This is a genomic window from Streptomyces sp. NPDC012794 (assembly GCF_042901085.1).
Lineage (GTDB): Bacteria > Actinomycetota > Actinomycetes > Streptomycetales > Streptomycetaceae > Streptomyces.
In genome coordinates, this window is sequence record NZ_JBIBCI010000007.1 from 253221 (window position 1) to 275270 (window position 22050).

General features: G+C 69.7%; 16 protein-coding genes. 11 read left to right on the forward strand and 5 right to left on the reverse strand.

Going from position 1 to position 22050, the window contains the following annotated elements:
* Positions 1 to 301 precede the first annotated feature (301 nt).
* From acnA to ACFY7H_RS16320, 10 genes are all read left to right on the forward strand, one after another.
* Entirely contained in the window at positions 302 to 3019 is a 2718-nt protein-coding gene (gene acnA / locus ACFY7H_RS16275) for an aconitate hydratase AcnA (RefSeq protein WP_388938506.1), read from the forward strand.
* Between the two features lie 320 nt (positions 3020 to 3339).
* A complete protein-coding gene (gene ngcE / locus ACFY7H_RS16280) occupies positions 3340 to 4764 on the forward strand; it encodes an N-acetylglucosamine/diacetylchitobiose ABC transporter substrate-binding protein (protein WP_388938664.1) in 1425 nt (474 codons plus the stop codon).
* Positions 4765 to 4802: 38 nt separating this feature from the next.
* Positions 4803 to 5747: a carbohydrate ABC transporter permease gene (locus tag ACFY7H_RS16285; protein WP_388938508.1), complete on the forward strand. Its 945-nt coding sequence runs from the start codon at positions 4803 to 4805 to the stop codon at positions 5745 to 5747.
* 12 nt (positions 5748 to 5759) lie between these two features.
* Positions 5760 to 6689 (forward strand): carbohydrate ABC transporter permease, encoded by a 930-nt coding sequence (locus ACFY7H_RS16290; RefSeq protein ID WP_388938511.1) that lies wholly within the window; start codon positions 5760 to 5762, stop codon positions 6687 to 6689.
* Positions 6690 to 7016: 327 nt separating this feature from the next.
* Entirely contained in the window at positions 7017 to 8231 is a 1215-nt protein-coding gene (locus ACFY7H_RS16295; protein WP_388938513.1) for an ROK family protein, read from the forward strand.
* Positions 8232 to 8349: 118 nt separating this feature from the next.
* The gene (locus ACFY7H_RS16300; RefSeq protein WP_388938515.1) at positions 8350 to 9465 is read left to right on the forward strand and encodes a sugar ABC transporter substrate-binding protein; all 1116 of its coding nucleotides are present in this window, start codon (positions 8350 to 8352) and stop codon (positions 9463 to 9465) included.
* A 179-nt stretch (positions 9466 to 9644) separates the two neighbouring features.
* On the forward strand, positions 9645 to 10433 hold the full coding sequence (locus ACFY7H_RS16305) for an ATP-binding cassette domain-containing protein (RefSeq protein WP_388938517.1): 789 nt from the start codon (positions 9645 to 9647) through the stop codon (positions 10431 to 10433).
* Positions 10434 to 10462: 29 nt separating this feature from the next.
* Positions 10463 to 11722: a sugar ABC transporter permease gene (locus ACFY7H_RS16310; RefSeq protein WP_388938665.1), complete on the forward strand. Its 1260-nt coding sequence runs from the start codon at positions 10463 to 10465 to the stop codon at positions 11720 to 11722.
* A 252-nt stretch (positions 11723 to 11974) separates the two neighbouring features.
* Complete coding sequence (gene dxs / locus ACFY7H_RS16315) at positions 11975 to 13888, forward strand: 1-deoxy-D-xylulose-5-phosphate synthase (RefSeq protein WP_388938519.1); 1914 nt, start codon at positions 11975 to 11977, stop codon at positions 13886 to 13888.
* 119 nt (positions 13889 to 14007) lie between these two features.
* Positions 14008 to 15504: an amino acid permease gene (locus ACFY7H_RS16320; protein WP_388938522.1), complete on the forward strand. Its 1497-nt coding sequence runs from the start codon at positions 14008 to 14010 to the stop codon at positions 15502 to 15504.
* On the opposite strand, the gene ACFY7H_RS16325 is transcribed toward ACFY7H_RS16320, so the two are convergent.
* Positions 15501 to 16607, reverse strand: coding sequence for an LCP family protein (locus tag ACFY7H_RS16325; RefSeq protein ID WP_388938525.1), 1107 nt, complete (start codon positions 16605 to 16607; stop codon positions 15501 to 15503). The two genes, ACFY7H_RS16320 and ACFY7H_RS16325, sit on opposite strands and share 4 nt — an antisense overlap.
* Positions 16608 to 16762: 155 nt before the next feature.
* Between ACFY7H_RS16325 and ACFY7H_RS16330 the strand changes: the two genes are divergently transcribed.
* Positions 16763 to 17893, forward strand: a complete 1131-nt coding sequence (locus tag ACFY7H_RS16330; protein ID WP_388938527.1) for a hypothetical protein — start codon at positions 16763 to 16765, stop codon at positions 17891 to 17893.
* On the opposite strand, the gene ACFY7H_RS16335 is transcribed toward ACFY7H_RS16330, so the two are convergent.
* The 4 genes from ACFY7H_RS16335 to ACFY7H_RS16350 are packed head-to-tail and all read right to left on the reverse strand — an operon-like array spanning position 17867 to position 21935.
* Positions 17867 to 18931: a hypothetical protein gene (locus tag ACFY7H_RS16335; protein ID WP_388938529.1), complete on the reverse strand. Its 1065-nt coding sequence runs from the start codon at positions 18929 to 18931 to the stop codon at positions 17867 to 17869. The two genes, ACFY7H_RS16330 and ACFY7H_RS16335, sit on opposite strands and share 27 nt — an antisense overlap.
* Positions 18928 to 19848 (reverse strand): N-acetylneuraminate synthase family protein, encoded by a 921-nt coding sequence (locus tag ACFY7H_RS16340; RefSeq protein ID WP_388938531.1) that lies wholly within the window; start codon positions 19846 to 19848, stop codon positions 18928 to 18930. The genes ACFY7H_RS16335 and ACFY7H_RS16340 overlap by 4 nt, the downstream gene beginning before the upstream one ends.
* A 3-nt stretch (positions 19849 to 19851) precedes the next feature.
* On the reverse strand, positions 19852 to 20622 hold the full coding sequence (locus ACFY7H_RS16345) for a cytidylyltransferase domain-containing protein (protein ID WP_388938533.1): 771 nt from the start codon (positions 20620 to 20622) through the stop codon (positions 19852 to 19854).
* 35 nt (positions 20623 to 20657) lie between these two features.
* A complete protein-coding gene (locus ACFY7H_RS16350) occupies positions 20658 to 21935 on the reverse strand; it encodes a DUF6716 putative glycosyltransferase (protein ID WP_388938535.1) in 1278 nt (425 codons plus the stop codon).
* Positions 21936 to 22050: the final 115 nt, after the last annotated feature.

Genomic DNA, 22050 nt, shown 5'->3' on the forward strand with positions numbered 1-22050 from the left:
AATCGGCCAAGCCTGTCCGTCACCCGGCACGGCCAGGTTCGCTGTCAAGGAAGCCGAAGCGGCCGGGTTCGCTGTCAAACGCCTCGATTGAATGACAACGGACAGCCGCGAGGTGTGCACCTCGTCCCCGCCCCGGACATGTACTAGAGTTATCTCGACATCGAGATATCTGCCGAAGGCGTTCCGCAGCCGCCCCCGCTGATAAGGGTTACCTAACTTAGCCTGACCTTAGCGGATTGGCCACAGGGCGTGGCGGCAGGATGCGGTTATACGCGCGAAATCATGCATGAAGGAGACTGTCGTGTCGGCGAACAGCTTCGACGCCCGCAGCACGCTGCAGGTGGGCGACGAGTCGTACGAGATCTTCCGGCTGGACAAGGTTGAGGGCGCCGCCCGCCTTCCCTACAGCCTGAAGGTCCTGCTGGAGAACCTGCTCCGCACGGAGGACGGCGCGAACATCACCGCCGACCACATCCGGGCGCTCGGTGGCTGGGACTCCCAGGCGCAGCCCAGCCAGGAGATCCAGTTCACGCCGGCCCGCGTGATCATGCAGGACTTCACCGGCGTTCCCTGTGTCGTGGACCTCGCCACCATGCGTGAGGCCGTGAAGGAGCTCGGCGGCGACCCGTCCAAGATCAACCCGCTGGCGCCGGCCGAGCTGGTCATCGACCACTCCGTCATCGCCGACAAGTTCGGCACCAAGGACGCGTTCTCCCAGAACGTGGAGCTGGAGTACGGCCGCAACAAGGAGCGCTACCAGTTCCTGCGCTGGGGCCAGACCGCCTTCGACGAGTTCAAGGTCGTCCCCCCGGGCACCGGCATCGTCCACCAGGTCAACATCGAGCACCTGGCCCGCACGGTCATGGTCCGGAACGGCCAGGCGTACCCCGACACCCTCGTCGGCACCGACTCGCACACCACCATGGTCAACGGCCTGGGCGTGCTGGGCTGGGGCGTCGGCGGCATCGAGGCCGAGGCCGCGATGCTGGGCCAGCCGGTCTCCATGCTGATCCCGCGCGTCGTGGGCTTCAAGCTGACCGGCGAGCTGCCGACCGGCACCACCGCCACCGACCTGGTGCTCACCATCACCGAGATGCTGCGCAAGCACGGCGTCGTCGGCAAGTTCGTCGAGTTCTACGGTGAGGGCGTCGCCGCCACCTCGCTCGCGAACCGCGCCACCATCGGCAACATGTCGCCGGAGTTCGGCTCGACCGCCGCGATCTTCCCGATCGACGACGAGACGCTGAAGTACCTGCGCCTGACGGGCCGCGACGCCCAGCAGGTCGCGCTGGTCGAGGCGTACGCCAAGGAGCAGGGCCTGTGGCTGGACCCGGCCGCCGAGCCGGACTTCTCCGAGAAGCTGGAGCTCGACCTCTCCACGGTCGTCCCCTCCATCGCCGGCCCGAAGCGCCCGCAGGACCGCATCGTCCTCGCCAACGCCTCGCAGCAGTTCGCCCAGGACGTGCGCAACTACGTCGACGACGTGGACGAGGCGGGCAAGGAGTCCTTCCCGGCCTCCGACGCCCCGGCGAACCACCCGAACGGCGCCCCGTCCAAGCCCACCCTGGTCACCCTGGCCGACGGCTCCTCCTTCGAGATCGACCACGGCGCCGTCACCGTCGCCGCGATCACCTCCTGCACCAACACCTCGAACCCCTACGTCATGGTCGCCGCGGCGCTCGTGGCCAAGAAGGCGGTCGAGAAGGGCCTGACCCGCAAGCCGTGGGTCAAGACCACCCTGGCCCCCGGCTCGAAGGTCGTCACCGACTACTTCGACAAGGCCGGCCTGACCCCGTACCTCGACAAGATGGGCTTCAACCTCGTCGGGTACGGCTGCACCACCTGCATCGGCAACTCCGGTCCGCTGGACGAGGAGATCTCGAAGGCGATCAACGAGCACGACCTCGCGGTCACCTCGGTCCTCTCGGGCAACCGCAACTTCGAGGGCCGCATCAACCCCGACGTCAAGATGAACTACCTGGCCTCCCCGCCGCTGGTCGTCGCGTACGCCATCGCGGGCTCCATGAAGGTGGACATCACCAAGGACGCCATCGGCACCGACACCGAGGGCAAGCCGGTCTTCCTCCAGGACATCTGGCCCTCCGAGGCCGAGGTCAACGACGTCGTGGCGAACGCCATCGGCGAGGACATGTTCAACAAGTCCTACCAGGACGTCTTCGCGGGCGACGCCCAGTGGCAGGCGCTGTCGATCCCGACCGGCAACACCTTCGAGTGGGACCCGCAGTCCACCTACGTCCGCAAGCCCCCCTACTTCGAGGGCATGACGATGGAGACCACCCCGGTCTCCGACATCACCGGCGCCCGCGTGCTGGCGAAGCTGGGCGACTCGGTCACCACCGACCACATCTCCCCGGCCGGTGCGATCAAGGCCGACACCCCGGCCGGCAAGTACCTCACGGAGCACGGCGTCGAGCGCCGCGACTTCAACTCGTACGGTTCCCGCCGCGGCAACCACGAGGTCATGATCCGCGGTACGTTCGCCAACATCCGCCTGCGCAACCAGATCGCGCCGGGCACCGAGGGCGGCTTCACCCGCGACTTCACCGTCGAGGGCGCGCCGGTCTCCTTCATCTACGACGCCTCGCAGAACTACCAGGCCGCCGGCATCCCGCTGGTCATCCTGGCGGGCAAGGAGTACGGCTCCGGCTCCTCCCGCGACTGGGCGGCCAAGGGCACCGCGCTGCTCGGTGTCAAGGCCGTCATCGCCGAGTCCTACGAGCGCATCCACCGCTCCAACCTGATCGGCATGGGCGTCCTGCCCCTGCAGTTCCCCGAGGGCGCCAACGCGGCCTCCCTGGGCCTCACCGGCGAGGAGACCTTCTCCTTCACCGGTGTGGAGGAGCTGAACAACGGCACCACCCCGCGCACGGTCAAGGTCACCACCGACACCGGTGTCTCCTTCGACGCGGTCGTCCGCATCGACACGCCGGGTGAGGCCGACTACTACCGCAACGGCGGCATCATGCAGTACGTCCTGCGGAACCTGATCCGCGGCTAAGGGCGCGCCAGGCGGAGCGATCCGCCGTCTGTCGGCACCATAGGGCCGTACCCCCGTTAAGGGGGTGCGGCCCTTCCGCTTTTCGCGGCGGCGGTCCCAGGTGACGGACAGGTCTCAACTCGGAAAAGCCGGGAACGATCCTTGTGCACGATCTTGCTGAGCCGAGCGGAAGTGGACTATACCTGTGCCCGTCCGGGCCACCGTGCGATCAGCGGCTCCGGGCCGGGGGAAGCCGGGGTGCCCGCGGTGAGGCCCGCCTTGTGGTAACTGCCGCGATTTCCGGCCTCCTTCACACTTCTGACGAAGGCGAGGACATGAGCATGGGATCCACTGGTGAGGGCCTCGGCCGCCGTGATCTGATCAAGCGTTCCGCAGCGCTCGGACTGATCGGCGTGCCGACGATGAGCTTCCTGTCCGCCTGCGCCTCCGGTGGTGAGGGCACCACGAAGGGCCCCGACAAGGGGGTCGTGTCCAAGGAGAACCCCTTCGGCGTCGCCAAGGGCGGCAAGCTCGACGTGGTCGTCTTCAAGGGCGGCTTCGGCGACGACTACGCGAAGGCCTGGGAGGCCGCCTTCGACAAGAAGTGGGGCACCACCAGCTCCCACGTCAGCACCCAGGAGATCGCGGCCAAGCTCCAGCCCCGCTTCAACGGCGGCACCCCGCCGGACGTCGTCGACGACTCCGGCGCCCAGCAGATCAAGATCGACGTCCTCGCGAAGGGCGGCCAGCTCGCCGACCTCAGCGTCGTGCTCGACGCGCCCTCGCTCGACGACCCCGGCAAGAAGGTCCGGGACACGCTCATCCCCGGCACCGTCGAACAGGGCACGCAGGGGGGCAAGTTCGTCGCCCTCTACTACGTCTACACCGTCTACGGCTTCTGGTACTCGGGCAAGCTCTTCAAGGAGAAGGGCTGGACCGAGCCCAAGACCTGGGACGAGTTCCTGGCCGTCTGCGCCAAGGCCAAGGAGGCCGGCATCGGCGGCCTGGCCCACCAGGGCAAGTTCCCGTACTACATCAATGTCGTCATCATGGACCTGATCGCCAAGAAGGGCGGTCTGGAGGCCATGAAGGCCATCGACAACCTGGCGCCGAACGCCTTCGAGGGCAACCCCGCCGCCCTGGCCGCCGTCGAGGCGGTCTACGAGGTGGTCGAGAAGGGCTACCTCATGCCCGGCACCAACGGCCTGACCCACACCGAGTCCCAGACCGCCTGGAACCAGTACAAGGCGGCCTTCATCCCCTCCGGCTCCTGGCTGGAGAACGAGCAGCTCAAGCAGACCCCCGACGACTTCGACATGAAGTTCCTGCCGGTCCCGGTCCTCGCCGACAGCAAGCTCCCCTTCGAATCCATCCGGGCCGGCGCCGGCGAACCCTTCATCGTCCCGGAGAAGGCCGCGAACAAGCCGGGCGGCCTGGAGTTCCTGCGTTCGATGCTGTCACGCGAATGGTCCACCCTCTTCGCCCAGCAGGCCAACTCGCTCACCGTCGTCAAGGAAGGGGTCGACCCGGCCGTCAAGCTCCGCCCGGGCACCGCCTCGGCCGTCTCCGCCGTCAAGGCGGCGGGCCCGAACACGTTCAACTACCTCTACCCCGACTGGTACAGCGAGATGGACGCCGAGATCCAGAACGCGTCCAATGAGCTGATGACCCAGCGGATCCAGCCCAAGGAGTGGATCAAGCGGGCCCAGGCTGCGGTAGACAAGGCTGCCAAGGACCCCAACGCCAAGAACAACCGCCGCAGCTGACCACACGTCCACCGGCAGCGTCATCAGGGACGGACACCATGAGCCACGTAGCCCGGCGCGGAGGAAGGACCGGCTTCATCGCCGGCTTCCTCCTCCTGCCGCTCGCGCTGTACCTGACCTTCGTCATCTGGCCGTACGTTCAGACGTTCGGATATTCCTTCACCAACTGGTCGGGCCAGTCACCGACGTTCGACTTCGTCGGCCTGGAGAACTACTCCGCCCTGATGAGGGACGAGGTCTTCCGCATCGCCCTCTGGCACAACCTGCTGCTCCTGGTGTTCGTCCCGGTGATCACCATCCTGCTCGCCCTCTTCTTCGCCTTCATGGTGAACGCGGGAGGGCGCGGCGGGGCCGGCGGGGTGCGGGGCGTCCGCGGATCGGCCTTCTACAAGATCGTCTACTTCTTCCCGCAGGTCCTCTCCCTCGCCATCCTCGCGGTGCTCTTCGGGGCGGTGTACCGCAGCGACGAGGGCGGCCTGCTCAACGGGTTCCTCATCCGGGCCGGCCTGGCCGATCCGGCCCACCCCGTCGAATGGCTCAACGACCCCGACCTCGTCCTGTGGTGCCTGCTGCTCGTGGTGGTCTGGCACGGCGTCGGCTTCTACCTCGTCCTCTTCTCGGCGGCCATGCAGTCCGTGCCGAAGGACATCTACGAGGCCGCGCTGCTGGACGGCGCCGGCCGCGCCCAGACCTTCTTCAGGGTCACCCTGCCCCTGCTGTGGGACTCCGTGCAGACCTCCGCGGTCTACCTGGGCATCGCGGCGATGGACATGTTCGTCCTGGTGTCGACCATGACCTCGGCCCAGTTCGGCGGCGGACCCGACCACCACAGCGAGGTCATGGCCACCGTACTGATGCGCAACTTCCTGTACTTCGGCAAGAGCGGCTACGCCTGCGCCATGGGCGTGGTCATGCTCGTCCTGACCATGATCCTCTCCATCGTCACGCTGCGCGCCACCCGCCGCGAGCGCATCGAGTTCTGAGCGGGAGACACGATGACCACAGTGATCAAGGCGCCGGGCGAGCCCTCGGCGGAGCGGTCCGGCGCTGCCGGCGGCAGGGGCGGGGACGGCGGCCGGCGCCGCTCCGACGGCATGGCGCTCAACGTCTTCTCGCACGGCTTCCTCGCCGTCTGGGCGGTGCTGATCGTGCTGCCGCTGGTCTGGCTGGCGCTCGGATCGTTCAAGACCGACACGCAGATCGGCGCCTCGGCCCTCAGCTGGCCCTCCAACTGGCACTTCGACGCCTTCGGCCGCGCCTGGGACAAGGGCATCGGCGGCTACTTCGGCCACACCCTGATCGTGATGGCCTTCTCGGTCCCGCTGACCATGCTGCTCGGCTCCATGGCCGCGTACGTACTGGCCCGCTACCCCTTCCGGGGGAACCGGATCATCTACTACTTCTTCGTCAGCGGGGCGATGTTCCCCGTCTTCCTGGCGCTCGTACCGCTGTTCTTCATGGTCAAGCGCCTGGACATGCTCAACACGTACCAGGGGCTGGTCCTGGTCTACATCGCCTACTCGATGCCCTTCACCGTCTTCTTCATGCACTCCTTCTTCCGGACCCTGCCGACGGCGGTGCACGAGGCCGCCGTGATCGACGGGGCCTCCGACACCCGGATCTTCTTCCAGGTGATGCTGCCGATGGCCAAGCCCGGCCTGATCAGCGTGGGGATATTCAATGTCCTGGGCCAGTGGAACCAGTACATCCTGCCGTCGGTCCTGATGCAGCCGCAGAGCGGATCGGACCCCGAGCGCTACATGCTCACCCAGGGGCTGATCCAGCTCCAGTACCAGATGGGCTACGAGACGGACCTGCCGGTGCTGTTCGCCGGCGTGACCATCGCGATGATCCCGATGCTTGTGGTCTACCTGTCCTTCCAGCGCCAGATCCAGGCCGGCCTGACCTCGGCGACCCTGAAGTAGCGGTCCGGCCGGCGCGGACCGTCGTACGGGCGGCCGGCGCGCGCGGGGCGGCGGGGAACGCCACGGGGTGCGCCGGGGGCACGGATGACGTATGCCTGACAGGAGAGACAGCGCTTCGGCGACCGTGGCACGATCTTCGCGGCCCTAGTTCATACTTTCCGGCTATGTGTCCGGTTCGCTCCGTCTCAGGGTCTTGACGACGGAGTGGCCAAAGGCTCGACTTAAGGTTCACAAGTTGGAGAGACGCCGGGGTCTCGGAGCGCATAGCCGCGACACCGGCCGGGGGGCGGCGGATTTCCGCCGCTAATGGGCAGGAGTGGATGAGTCGTGCAGACTCCCGGATCGCAGTCCTCGCTGCACCGCGCGAACCTGGAACGAGTCGTGCGGGCCGTGCGCCTCGCCGGTTCGCTGACCCAGGCGGAGATCGCCCGCACCACCGGACTGTCGGCGGCCACGGTCTCCAACATCGTCCGCGAGCTCAAGGAGAGCGGGACCGTCGAGGTCACCGATACCTCGGCCGGCGGACGCCGCGCCCGCAGCGTCTCGCTCAGCGGCGACGCCGGCATCGTGATCGGCGTGGACTTCGGCCATACCCACCTGCGGGTGGCCGTGGGCAACCTGGCGCACCAGGTGCTGGCAGAGGAGGCCGAACCGCTGGACGTGGACGCCTCCTGGGTCGACGGCTTCGACCGGGCGGAAACCCTGGTCGGGCGCCTGGTCGAAGGCATCGGCGTGGCCCGCGACAAGGTCATCGGCGTGGGGCTCGGCGTACCGGGCCCCATCGACGTGGAGTCCGGCACGCTGGGCTCGACCGCGATCCTGCCGGGCTGGGCCGGGATCAATCCGCGCCAGGAGCTCTCGCAGCGCCTGGGCGTACCGGTCTACGTGGACAACGACGCGAACCTCGGCGCGCTGGGGGAGCTGGTCTGGGGCAGCGGCCGCGGGGTCCGCGACCTGGCGTACATCAAGGTCGCGAGCGGTGTGGGCGCGGGCCTGGTGATCAACGGGCAGATCTACCGGGGACCCGGCGGCACCGCCGGGGAGATCGGGCACATCACGCTGGACGAATCCGGCCCCGTCTGCCGCTGCGGCAACCGCGGCTGCCTGGAAACCTTCGCCGCCGCGCGCTACGTGCTGCCGCTGCTCCAGGGCACGCACGGGCCCGAGCTGACGATGGAGAAGGTGGTCGAGCTGGCCCGGGGCGGGGACCCGGGCTGCCGCCGGGTGGTCACCGACGTGGGCCGCCACATCGGCAGCGGCGTGGCCAGCCTCTGCAACCTCCTGAACCCGAGCCGGGTGGTGCTGGGCGGTTCGCTGGCGGAGGCCGGTGAACTGGTCCTTTCGCCGATACGCGAGTCCGTGGGGCGGTACGCGATCCCCAGCGCGGCCCGTCAGCTGTCGGTGCTCACGGGCTCGTTGGGCGGCCGGGCGGAAGTGCTCGGCGCACTCGCTCTCGTACTCAGCGAGATGGGCGATTCGACGCTTTTGGCGGAAAATGGCATTGGGGTGCGAGCTCCCGCCGTCATGTCTTCAGTTAGATAACGGATGGCACCGTTGTCATCTCGTTAAGGATTCACTCCTTGACGACAAACTTGCGGCCGGGGTTGACTCACATCCACCTCGGCCGCAGCGTTGCGGCCTCGTCAGGGAGGTTCAACGAATGAACACGCGTATGCGCAGAGCCGCCGTAGCCGTCGCCGCGGGTGCCATGGCCGTTTCGCTGGCCGCATGTGGCAGTGCCAAGGAAGCGGGCGGCGAGAAGAAGCCCTCCGGCTCCGCCGCCGCCGGTGACGCCATCAAGGTCGGTCTGCTCCTGCCGGAGAACCAGACCGCGCGCTACGAGAAGTTCGACAAGCCGCTGATCGAGAAGAAGGTCGCCGATCTCACCGGCGGCAAGGCCGAGGTGGTCTACGCCAACGCCAAGCAGGACGCGACCACGCAGAACTCGCAGGTCGACACGATGATCACCAACAAGGTGAACGTCCTGATCATCGACGCGGTCGACGCCAAGGCCATCGCGGGCTCGGTCAAGAAGGCCAAGGACGCCGGCATCCCGGTCGTCGCCTACGACCGCCTGGCGGAGGGCCCGATCGACGCCTACACCTCCTTCGACAACGAAGAGGTCGGCAAGGTCCAGGGCAAGGCCCTGCTGGAGGCCCTGGGCGACAAGGCCAAGGACGGCCAGGTCGTCATGATGAACGGCTCCGTCACCGACCCGAACGCCGCGCTGTTCAAGAAGGGCGCCCACTCCGTCCTCGACGGCAAGGTGAACATCGGCAAGGAGTACGACACCAAGGAGTGGAAGCCGGAGAACGCCAACACCAACATGGCGGGCGCGCTCACCGCGCTCGGCAAGGACAAGGTGATCGGCGTCTACTCGGCCAACGACGGCATGGCCGGCGGCATCATCACCGCCCTCAAGGCCGCCGGTCTGTCCCCCCTCCCGCCGGTCACCGGCCAGGACGCCGAACTGGCCGGCGTCCAGCGGATCGTGGCGGGCGAGCAGTTCATGAGCGTCTACAAGCCGTACGCCCCCGAGGCCGCGGCCGCCGCCGAAATGGCCGTCGCCCTCGCCAAGGGCGAGAAGATCGACGGCATCATCAACAACAAGGTCGACAGCCCGACCTCCAAGGGCGTCCCGTCCGTGCTGATCCCGGTCGTCTCGCTCACCAAGGCCAACATCAAGGACACCGTCGTCAAGGACGGCGTCTACACGGTCGAGGAGATCTGCACCGACAAGTTCGCGGCCGCCTGCGCCGCCATCGGCCTCAAGTAAGGCCCCCGTCGCCGCCCCCGCGCGGCGGCCCACCTGCCCTGCCCGGTGCCCCGCACCTCATACCCCGCCACCCGCGGGGCGCCGGGCAGAAACGCTTCACCTTTCGCTTGTCACAATCCCCCATCCGCCCCGCTCCTGCTCTTTTGCACGACATCCCCGCCGGTCAGGCGGCGAAGGAGATGGTTCATGTGTCCGCTGCGCCCGTGCTGGCGTTGCGAGGGGTCTCGAAGCGGTTCGGCGCCGTCCAGGCCCTGACCGACGTAGAACTCGAGATCCACTCCGGTGAGGTCGTCGCCCTGGTCGGCGACAACGGCGCCGGCAAGTCCACGCTGGTCAAGACGATCGCCGGCGTGCACCCCATCGATGACGGAGTCATCGAGTGGGAGGGCCGCCCGGTCTCCATCAACAAGCCCCACGACGCCCAGAACCTCGGCATCGCGACCGTCTACCAGGACCTCGCGCTGTGCGACAACATCGACGTCGTCGGCAACCTCTTCCTCGGGCGCGAGCTCAAGCGATTCGGCGTCCTCGACGAGGTGGAGATGGAGCGCCGCGCCCGCGAGCTCCTGACCACCCTGTCCATCCGGATCCCCAGTGTCCGGATCCCCATCGCCTCGCTCTCCGGCGGCCAGCGCCAGACCGTGGCGATCGCCCGCTCCATGCTGGGCGAGCCCCGGCTCGTCATCCTCGACGAGCCCACCGCCGCCCTCGGCGTCGAGCAGACCGCACAGGTGCTCGACCTCGTGGAGCGGCTGCGCGAGCGCGGCCACGCCGTCATCCTCATCAGCCACAACATGGCCGACGTGAAGGCCGTCGCCGACAAGGTGGCGGTGCTGCGGCTGGGCCGCAACAACGGCGTCTTCAACGTCGCCGACACCTCGCAGGAAGAGATCATCTCCGCCATCACCGGGGCCACGGACAACGCCGTGACCCGCCGGGCGGCCCGCACCGGGGAGGCCCGCAAGTGAGCACCGAACACCACACCTCGGCGGAAGAGGTGGCCAAGCTGGCCAACCCCGCCGCCCCGGCGGACGCCATTCCCGTGGTGGACCCGCGCCTGCTCGTGCGCGAGCAGGGGCTGTCCGGCTACCTGAGCGAGTTCGGCCGCAAGATGAAGGCCGGCGACCTGGGCTCCATCCCGGTCGTCCTCGGCCTGATCATCATCTGGGGCATTTTCCAGGGGCTGAACTCGAACTTCCTCTCCCCGGAGAACCTCTCCAACATCGCGATCACCATGGTCGCCACCGGCATGATGGCCGTCGGCATCATCTTCGTCCTGCTGCTCGGCGAGATCGACCTCTCGGTCGGCTCCGTCAGCGGTGTCTCGGGCGCGATCGTGGCCGTCCTCGCCGTCACCCACGGGATCAACGAGTGGCTCGCGATCCTCGCCGCCGTCGCCGGCGGCGCCCTGATCGGTGCCGTCCACGGCTTCTTCTTCGCCAAGATCGGGGCCCCCGCCTTCGCGGTCACCCTGTCCGGCCTGCTGTTCTGGTCCGGCGCGATGCTCCAGATCCTGGGCAGCAACGGCACCGTCAACCTCGACTCCGAGGGCGTGGTCGGGCAGCTCACCACGTACTACTTCTCGGACGTGGCCGCCGGCTACGGCCTCGCGGCGCTCGCCACGGTGGCGTACTTCCTCGCCACCTTCTTCGACAACCGCCGCCGGGAGGCCGCCGGAGTCCCCTCGCGGCCCCTGAGCGAGATCCTGCTGCGCACCGGCCTGCTGGCCCTGTTCACGTTCGGCCCCGCCGTCGTGTTCAACCAGTACAAGGGCCTGCCGCTGGCCCTGGTGCTCTTCGTGGTCGCCCTGGTCGGCACGGACTTCGTCCTGCGCCGCACCACCTTCGGCCGCAACGTCTTCGCCCTCGGAGGCAGCGTCGAGGCCTCCCGCCGCGCCGGCATCAACGTCAACGGGATCCGCATCGCGGTCTTCGCGATCGCGGGCACCTTCGCGGCCATCGGCGGCCTCTTCTGGGCCTCCAAGATCGCGGCGGCCAACCAGAGCGCCGGCGCCGGCGACCTCCTGATGAACGTCATCGCGGCGGCCGTCATCGGCGGAACCAGCCTCTTCGGCGGCCGCGGCCGGACCTGGAACGCCCTCCTCGGTGTGATGGTCATCACCAGCATCCAGTACGGTCTGGCCCTGGAGGGCATCGCGACCCCGATCCAGTACATGATCACCGGTGCCGTCCTGCTGGCCACGGTGGTCATCGACTCGGTGACCCGCAAGACCCAGAAGACGGCCGGCCGCGCCTGACCGCGCGACCTGGGCCGATCCCGGGCGGTAAGACCCGTCACAGTGCCCGGTGCCACTCCGTGTGGCACCGGGCACCCGTGCGTGCACGCATGCGTACGGATGTGCAGGTATACACCCGTTCGCGAGGTGTGGTGCCGCTGCGGGGCGCACAGGTATGACAAAGGCGTGCCCCGCCAGGCACCGCCCGATGACCGGCTCCGCGAGCGGAACATTAGACTCGACAGACCAGCAAGCAACTGCAAGGAGGCACGGGTGCTGCTGACCCGCATCAAGGGACCGCGCGATCTGGACCGGCTCAGCCAGGAGGAGCTGGTTCAGCTCGCCGCCGAGATCAGGTCCTTCCTCGTCGACGCCGTCTCCAAGACCGGCGGGCACCTCGGCCCCAACCTCGGCGTGGTCGAACTGACGATCGCCCTGCACCGGGTCTTCGAATCGCCCAAGGACAAGGTCCTCTTCGACACCGGCCACCAGGCCTACGTCCACAAGCTGCTCACCGGCCGCCAGGACTTCGGGAACCTGCGCGCCAAGGGCGGCCTCTCCGGCTACCCCTCGCGCGCCGAGTCCGACCACGACGTGATCGAGAACTCCCACGCCTCCACGGTGCTGGGCTGGGCCGACGGCCTCGCCAAGGCCAACGAGGTGCTCGGCCGCGAGGACCACCACGTCGCCGCCGTCATCGGCGACGGCGCGCTGACCGGCGGCATGGCCTGGGAGGCGCTGAACAACATCGCCGCCGCCAAGGACCGCCCGCTCGTCATCGTCGTCAACGACAACGAGCGCTCGTACGGCCCCACCATCGGCGGCCTCGCCAACCACCTGGCCACCCTGCGCACCACCGACGGCTACGAGCGCTTCCTGGCCCGCGGCAAGGAGATCCTGGAGCGCACCCCGGTCGTCGGGAAGCCGCTCTTCGAGACCCTGCACGGCGCCAAGAAGGGCCTCAAGGACTTCATCGCCCCGCAGGGCATGTTCGAGGACCTGGGCCTGAAGTACATCGGCCCCATCGACGGCCACGACATGGAGGCCCTGGAGTCCGCCCTCCAGCGCGCCAAGCGCTTCAGCGGCCCGGTCATCGTCCACTGCCTCACCCAGAAGGGCCGCGGCTACACCCCGGCCCTGGAGCACGAGGCGGACCGTTTCCACGCGGTCGGCGTGATCCACCCCGACACCGGGCTGCCGGTCAAGACCGCCGCCGCCAGCTGGACCTCCGTCTTCGCCGACGAGATGGTCAAGCTCGGCCACGAGCGCGAGGACATCGTCGGCATCACCGCCGCCATGCTCCACCCGGTCGGCCTCAACAAGTTCGCCGAGGCCTTCCCGGACCGCATCTACGACGTCGGCATCGCCGAGCAGCACGGCGCCACCTCGGCCGCCGGGCTCGCCACCGGCGGCGTCCACCCCGTCTTCGCGGTGTACGCCACCTTCCTCAACCGCGCCTTCGACCAGGTCCTCATGGACGTGGCCCTGCACAAGTGCGGGGTCACCTTCGTGCTGGACCGCGCCGGGGTCACCGGTGACGACGGCGCCTCCCACAACGGCATGTGGGACATGTCCATCCTCCAGGTCGTCCCCGGCCTGCGCCTGGCCGCCCCGCGCGACGCCGAGCAGCTGCGCGCCCAGCTGCGGGAGGCCGTCGAGGTCAAGGACGCGCCGACGGTCGTGCGCTACTCCAAGGGCGTCGTCGGCCCGGCCGTCCCCGCCGTCGGCCGCATCGGCGGCATGGACGTCCTGCGCGCCCCGGACCCCGAGGTCACCCGGCCGGACGTACTCCTCGTCTCCGTCGGCGCCCTCGCCCCGATGTGCCTGGAGATCGCCGGCCTGCTGGACAAGCAGGGCATCTCCTCGACCGTGGTCGACCCCCGCTGGGTCAAGCCCGTGGACGAGGCCCTCGCCCCGCTCGCGGACCGCCACCGGGTCGTCGTCACCGTCGAGGACAACGGCCGCACCGGCGGTGTGGGCGCGGCCGTCTCCCAGGCCCTGCGCGACGCGGGCGTCGACGTGCCGCTGCGCGACTTCGGCATCCCGCAGCGCTTCCTCGACCACGCGCTGCGCAAGGAGATCATGGCCGAGATCGGCCTGACCGCCCCGGACATCGCCCGCCAGGTCACCGGTCTGGTCGCCAAGCTGGACGGGCGCTACGAGAACGAGCACGCCGCCCTCGACTAGCCTGACGGGCCCGACGGGCCCGACGGGCCGGACCGCGCGGTTGCACGTCACGGGCCGGGAGATCACCCTTGAGGGGTGGGCCTCCCGGCCCGTTCGCGTACTTCTTGGGAGGTGCGTAGGTGAGCACGGATCAGAACAGCCCGTTCCGCACCAAGACGGTGGAACAGTCCATCCGTGACACGGAGGAGCCGGAGCACGCGCTCCGCAAATCGCTCTCCGCCTGGGACCTGACGGTCTTCGGTGTCGGCGTCATCATCGGCACCGGCATCTTCGTCCTCACGGGCATCGCGGCCCGGAACAACGCCGGACCCGCCACCGCCCTCGCCTTCGTGGCCGCAGGCGTCGTCTGTGCCCTCGCAGCGCTCTGCTACGCGGAGTTCGCGTCCACCGTCCCGGTGGCCGGCTCGGCCTACACCTTCGCGTACGCCTCGATCGGCGAGCTGCCCGCCTGGATCATCGGCTGGGACCTGGTGCTCGAATTCGCGCTCGGCACCGCCGTCGTGGCGGTCGGCTGGTCCGGATACGTACGGCACCTCATGCACACGAACCTCGGCTGGGACATGCCCGTCGCGCTGTCCGGGCCCGACGAGGGCGGAACCTTCGACCTGCTGGCCTTCCTCCTCGTCCTGGTGCTGACCGCGGTCCTCGTCGTCGGGACGAAGCTGTCGGCCCGCATCACCGCGGTCGTCGTCGCCATCAAGGTCACCGTGGTGATGCTGGTCATCATCGCGGGCCTGTTCTTCATCAAGGCCGACAACTACTCCCCGTTCATCCCGCCCGCCGAGCCCCAGGCCGGCGGAGCCGGCTGGCACGCGCCACTGGTCCAGCTGCTGTTCGGCTACGAACCCACCAACTTCGGCATCATGGGCATCTTCACCGCGGCCTCCCTCGTCTTCTTCGCCTTCATCGGCTTCGACGTCGTGGCCACCGCGGCCGAGGAGACCAAGAACCCGCAACGGGACATGCCGCGCGGCATCCTGGGCTCGCTGCTGATCTGCACGGTGCTGTACGTCGCGGTGACGGTCGTGGTCACCGGCATGCAGTACTACCGGGAGATGTCGCCGACCGCCCCGCTCGCCGACGCCTTCAAGGCCGTCGACCAGCCCTTCTTCTCCGGGGCCATCAGCCTCGGGGCGTCCGTCGGCCTCATCACGGTGTGCATGATCCTGCTGCTGGGCCAGACCCGCGTGTTCTTCGCGATGAGCCGTGACGGACTGCTGCCGCGGGTCTTCTCCGTCACGCACCCGAAGTACCGCACCCCCTACCGGGCCACCCTGCTGCTCGGCGTGCTCATCGCCGTCGTCGCCGGGTTCACCAGCCTCGAGAAGCTCGCGGAACTGGTCAACATCGGCACCCTGTTCGCCTTCGTCATCGTGGCGCTCGGCGTGATCATCCTGCGCAGGACCCGACCCGACCTGCACCGGGCCTTCCGCACCCCGTGGGTGCCGCTGATCCCGATCCTGTCGATGGCGGCGTCGGTCTGGCTGATGCTCAACCTGCCGGCCGAGACCTGGCTGCGCTTCGGGATCTGGATGGCGGTCGGCATCGTCGTCTACTTCCTGTACGGCAGGCGCAAGAGCCGCCTGGCCCAGGCCGGCCAGGACGCGGAGTACTAACGCGAACCCGACGGGGAGGGCCTGGGCGCCGGAGACTTGGCGCCCGGGCCGCCCTTGGCGGGGGAGTCCTTCGCCGAGGCGGGGACCTTCTGGTCGGTGCGCAGGGCCTCCCACAGCTGGGAGGCCTGCTCCTGTGCGACGACGACCCGGTTGCGGTCCACCTTGTCGTAGGCCACCGGCAGCATGATGGTCTCCATGGTGGACGGGTCCACGCCCTTCATGCTCTGCGCGAAATCGGACAGCGCGGTGAGCGAGGCCAGATCGGAGTCGGTGGTCAGCGACTTGGTGCCGGCGTCGGCCAGCTTGTAGAGCCGCGCCGGATTGCCGAAGGCGTCCTGCTTCTTGATCTCGGACAGCATCGCGATCATGAACTGCTGCTGGAGCCCTATGCGTCCGAGGTCGCTGCCGTCCCCGTAGCCGTAGCGGGTCCGTACGAACTTCAGCGCGTCGGTGCCGTTCAGCCGGTGCGTGCCCGCGTCGAGCTTGAGGCCGCCCTTCGCACCGGTCATCGGCTGGTCGAGGGTGACGGTGACCCCGCCGAGGGCGTCCACCAGCCCCTTGAAGCCGGCGAAGTCCACCTCGACGAAGTGGTCCACGCGGATCCCGGACAGCTGCTCCACCGTCTTGACCACGCAGGCCGGACCGCCCAGCGCGTAGACGGAGTTGAACATGACGCGGCCGGCTTCGGGAACGGTCTTGCCGTCCCTGTCCTTGCACTCGGGCCGGGTGATCAGGGTGTCGCGCGGAATGCTCACCGCGGTGGCCCTGGCCCGGCCCTCGGGTATGTGCACCAGCATGGCGGTGTCGGAGCGGGCCCCGCTCACGTGGCCGTGGTCCAGTTCGCCGTTGGCGCCGGCCCGCGAGTCGGAGCCGAGGACCAGGACGTTCCGCGCGTTCCCGGCCGACTTGGGCGGCCGGTTGTCCGTGCCGATGGCCTGGTCCAGGTCGACGCTGTCGATGTTCCCGTTGAGGTGGTCGTAGACCCACCAGCCGGACCCCGCCGCGCCGAGGACCACGACGGCCGCCGTCCAGGCGAGCCCCCGCCGGATCCGTGCGGCGCGCGAGCGGGGCGGTGTCGTGGTGGCGGTGGAGTCTGAAGTCATGCCCGGGGACCGGTCCTTCCGAACGGGTGGCGGGAGATCCGGTGGGGATCTCGGGGGGATCTCGCGGGCTACAACATAGACGCAGGAGGCCGCCCCGGGCCCCCGGGGTATCCTGATTCTGTTCGAATGGTGAAGCGGAAGGGTTGCTGCGGTTCATGGCGACGCGATCCCGACGCGCTCCGAACAGCTCCCCCGAGCGGCCCTCCCCCGGAGCGGGCCGAGTCCCCGCCGGCGACTGGAACACCGTGGCGCTGGGCCCCCTGACCGGCCGTTGGCTCCTCGCGGGCAAGGACGGCCGGCTCACCGCCTACGCGCGCGCCGAGAGCGGCCTGCTCCGCTGGACCGAACGCGCCCCCGGCGGACCCGGCTGGAGCGGCCCCGACCTCTTCCCCGCCGACGGGCTGACCGACCTCACGGTGGGCCAGGGCCCCGACGGGTACGCCCACTTCGCGGGCCGGCGCCGCACCAGGACCGGGGACGCCGAGACGGTCACCTACCACCACGCGGTGCAGTACCAGACCGGCCGCCCGATGGGGCCCTGGCATTCCCTCGGCACCCTCTACCAGCGGCCCGAGATGCACCACCGCGGAGGCCCCCCGACGCTGGCGGTGGACGCCCAGGGCACGCCCCACGTCTTCGTCCGCAACGCCGGACGCGGCGTCCACGTCAAACGCCAGGACAGGAAGGGCGGCTGGCAGGACTGGGAAGACCTCCGCGGCAGCAAGTTCTTCGAGGGCACCGGCGCCGACTCCACCCCCGAGGGCAGGATCTGGCTGGCCGCGCCCGGCGAGAGGGGCCTCTCCCGCTGGGCCCAGTCGGGGCCCGGCGGCCCGCTGGAGCGGGGCGAAAACATCCCGTACCTCGCCCAGGACGGTTCGGTGCGCACGCTGGAGACGGCTCCGGGCCGCGTCACCCACTTCTGGCACGCCGCCGACGGAAGCGGGGTGTTCGCCTGCCGGGACGGCGCCGGGGTGCTGGCGCTGGGCGGCGGGCCGGCGGCCGGGGCGGTGGCCGCCGTGCGCGCGCTGGTCGACGGGTACGACTGCACGGTCCTGGCCTACCGGGCGGTCAACGGGCGCACCGCCCTGGCGGGGTACCCCACGGAACACGAGGCGGCCGGACTCTGGTGGACCGAGATCGGCGAGGAGTGCCTGGGCTCCCCGGCCCTCGCCGTCGACGCCCGGGGCATGGTCGTCATCGCCTGTATCGGTGCCCGGGGCGAACTGCTGGTCAACCGGCAGAAGGACAGCTCCGGCCTGTCACTGGGCCGCTGGCAGCGGTTCTGACGGCTCGGGGCGCCGCCGCCCCTGGGGCGGGATCCTCGGCAGGTTGTGCCGGTCCACCGCCAGCGCCGATATCCGGTGCAGGAAGTCCACCGAGCGCCCGGCCGTGTCCGGGGTGATCCAGGCGTCGTCGATGTCGCACAGCTCCACCCGCACGGGGGAGCCGGCCAGCACGATGGGCAGGGTGTAGGCGATGGTGGACGCGAAGGTCAGCACGGTCCGGGCGATGGGCTCGGTCAGCGCGGTCAGTTCGAGCGGCAGCTCGGGATGGACGATCTCCATGCCGGTGAGCGCGGCGATCCGCTCCAGCTTGGGGCCGCTCTCCCTGCGGTGCGCGAAGTAGCGCCCGGCCGCCCGGTGGTGCGCGATCCAGCCGACCGCTTCGATGTACCGGTCCTCGTCGACGACGCCGGTCTCCACCAGGGAGCTGCCCGCCAGGTCGGCCCCGGACCGCACGCGCACCGGGCCAAAGGCCGCCCGGCTCCAGGCGTAGTCGTTGGGCCGTACCTCGGTGCCGGGCGGTGCGGTGACCGGCATGCAGGTGAAGAAGGTGGCCCGTTCCAGGTCCCCGCGGGCCAGCCAGCGGTTCACCGGGCCGCCCTTGGCGGAGGGCTTGAGCTCGCCCTGGTGCCAGCGGGTCAGCTGCCGGCCGCAGGTGAGCAGGCTGACCAGCTCGGTGGTGGCGGTGCCGTCGTCGACGACGACCACCTCACGGGCCTTGGAGCGGGGCAGCAGCAGCTGGATCGTACGGGAGAACAGGTCCCCGATGACCAGGCGCCGGGCGGCCGCGACCGCCCGGCCGAGACGGACCAGTTCCCCCGCCCGTCCCAGGTAGCCGGCGCGCACCTCGTAGCGCCGCCAGACCACCTTGGACTGCGAGGCGAACCGGCACAGCCGGCGGACCTGCGCACGCGAGCGCGGGTCCGTCGGCTGGAGGACGGCGATGGTGAGGGATGCTGCCTCGCCCGGGTGGACGTACGCCCACTCCAGGACGTTCAGTAGTTGAGCCGGGCTCTCCACCAGGGCGAGGGTGTCGCTCATGCCGAGGCCGTCACCCCCTCGGCGGCGAGGGTGCCCTGGACGCGGCGCAGCTTCTTCATGGGGCCCAGTTCGGAGGCGTAGACGCGCTTGACGCCGTCACCGAGGGCGGTCTCGATGGTGCGGATGTCGCGGACCAGCCGGGCGAGGCCGCCGGGCTCCACGGAGGCGGCCTGGTCCGAGCCCCACATGGCGCGGTCGAGGGTGATGTGGCGCTCGACGGCGCAGGCGCCGAGGGCGACGGCGGCCAGGGTGGTCTGCAGGCCGGTCTCGTGGCCGGAGTAGCCGATCGGGACGTTGGGGTACTCCTCCTGGAGCGTGTTGATCACGCGCAGGTTGAGTTCCTCGGCCTTGGCCGGGTACGTCGAAGTGGCGTGCAGCAGCACGACGTTGGCGCTGCCCAGCACCTCCACCGCGTGCCGGATCTGCTGGGGCGTGGACATGCCGGTGGACAGGATGACCGTCTTGCCGGTCGCGCGCAGGGCGAGGAGCAGCTCGTCGTCGGTCAGGGAGGCGGAGGCCACCTTGTGGGCCGGTACGCCGAACTTCTCCAGGAAGGTCACGGCCTCGGTGTCCCACGGGGAGGCGAACCAGTCGATGCCCCGCGCGGCGCAGTGCTCGCCGATGGCCCGGTACTCGTCCTCGCCGAACTCGACGCGGTGGCGGTAGTCGATGTAGGTCATCCGCCCCCAGGGGGTGTCCCGCTCGATGTCCCACTGGTCGCGCGGGGTGCATATCTCGGGGGTGCGCTTCTGGAACTTCACCGCGTCACAGCCCGCGTCGGCGGCCGCGTCGATCAGCGCGAGGGCGTTCGCGAGCTCACCGTTGTGGTTGATCCCGATCTCACCGATCACATAGGTGGGCCGGCCGGGGCCGACCTCCTTGTTCCCGATGCGGCGGATCCGGTTGCTGTGCACCACTGTTCAGAGTTCCTTTCCGGGGTACTGCGAGGGGTACTGCGAGGGATCCGGCGACGACGGGGCCGCCGGAGTCTGCTGCGGGTCGAGGAGGGGGGCCAGGGCCCGTGCCCGGGCGAGGTCGCCGGGCTCGTCGATCTCGATGGCCCGCTCCGGGGCCGTGGGGACGAGCTGGGTCCGGCCGAAGAAGCGGTGGCCGTGCCGGCGGAAGCCGTCGGCGCGCATGGCGTAGACGGAGCCCGACTCCAGGTACTCGGGGGTGCGGTCCTGGCGGCGCAGGCGTACGGAGCTGTCGTGGTTGACCCCGTGCGCGTGGTGGCCCGGGCCTGCCCCGTCGGGGCCGGTGCCCCACAGGAATCCGTGGAAGGGCACCGCGGTGAAGGCGGAGTCGGCGCCGTCGCGGACCACGGCCAGGACCGTCCCGTCGACCTCCTCCGGGGTGGTGAAGGGGCTGGTGCACTGGACGAAGACGAGGACGTCCACGGGTTCCCCGTGCCGCTCCTCCAGTACGTCCAGCGCGTGCAGCAGCGCGGACTCGCTGGAGGCCCGGTCGGAGCCCAGCTCGGCGGGGCGGTCGACGAGCTCGGCGCCGGCCTCGCGGGCGGCCCGGGCGATGGCCGCGTCGTCGGTGGAGACCACGACCCGGGTCACGTGGGCCGCGCCCCGGCAGGCGAGGACCGCGCGGGCGACGAGCGGGACCCCGCCGACCTCGGCGGTGTTCTTCCCGGGGATGCCCTTGGAGCCGCCCCGGGCGGGTATGACGGCGGTGACGTTCACGAGGCTTCCCCCTGGGGTTCCGACGACGGGGGCGCTCATACGCCGCCCCACTGCTGGATCTTCGGGGCCACGCGCTGGACCCCGAACTGGTAGGCCACCTTCAGCACACGGCGGGAGGTGCGACGCATGGGGCCGCTCGGGCGCCCCGCGGCGGCGCCCGCACCGGGGGAGCCGTCCGGGTTCAGGCCCCGGCGGCGCAGCAGCGTCCCCACGTACTCGGGTGCGCTGCCGGCCGTGTAGTACGGGGATATCGGCGGCAGCGGGACACCGCGCAGCTGTTCGATGCGGTGGCGCAGTTCCCCGTACGGATTCACCGCGCGGATGCCCTGGTCGGCCGTCCAGGATTCGTCCGCGAGCGGGGCGTCGCCCTCGTCTATCGCGGTCCAGTCGGTGACGCAGCCGGAACCGGTGAAATAGTGGTTTCCGTGGACTTCCCGAACGCCGAGATCGCTGAGGATGGCGGTCGGCATTCCGCGGTGCATCGATTCCAGCGCGGCGGTGGAACTGACCGTCACCAGCAGGTCGGTACGGTCGAGGGTGTCCGACATGTTTCCGTACACGAAATGCAGATTCGGCGGCAGCGGCTCTTCCAGCTGTTCCGCGAGGACCTGGTAGTGGAAGGCCTCCACGTGGGTGGTCGCCTCACCGGGCCTGCTGCGGAGTTTGACCAGTACGTCGCGCCCCGGGCGCAGTCGCGCGTGGGATATGGCGCGGCGCAGCATGTAGAGCCGGCCATTGCGGTCGGCGGGCACCGAGGGCTGGACGGCGAAGCAGACCGTATAGGGATGGGTGGCGTGGGTCCGGCTCGGGTCGTACGGTCTCTGGTCGAGAAAGGGGAGCGCCGTCTGCACGATGCAGGAAACGGGAATTCCGAGGGGTTCGTACACCTCGGTGAAACGGCGCCGGTCGAAAGGGCTGTTGGCGAGGACGATGTCGGCGCCGGCGCGCAGCAGGAGCCCGTCGGCCATCTTCTCGTAGACGACGCCGACGTATCCGGTCATCACGATCGGCCGCCGGGGCGCTCCCGCGAACCGGTGGGCGAGCGCGTGCAGAGCCGCGTGCGTGGCGCCGCCCACCGTGCCCAGGATGATCAGATCCGCTCCGTCGAGTTCCGGCGCCGCCGCGAAACCGGCGAGCGTGGCCTCGGTGATCGAGGCGGGGGTGATGCCGACCTCCGCCAGCTGGCGCGCGGTCGGGGTGCTGCGGCCGCGCAGCATGTGGGCGTGCACCTCGCTGCCCGGTGCCAGGCCCACCGCCAGCCCCGCGCCCCATTTCCAGCGGGTGTCGGAGTCTGCGAGCACGTGGATGCGCACTTGGTGATTCCCGGGTCGGTCGGCGGAGCCCAACTGCCGTCGGCGTACCCGCGGCCGAGCGCGGGCAGGGGCGGGACTGCCGCCGGGCCCGATAGACCCTACATGCTCACCTCAG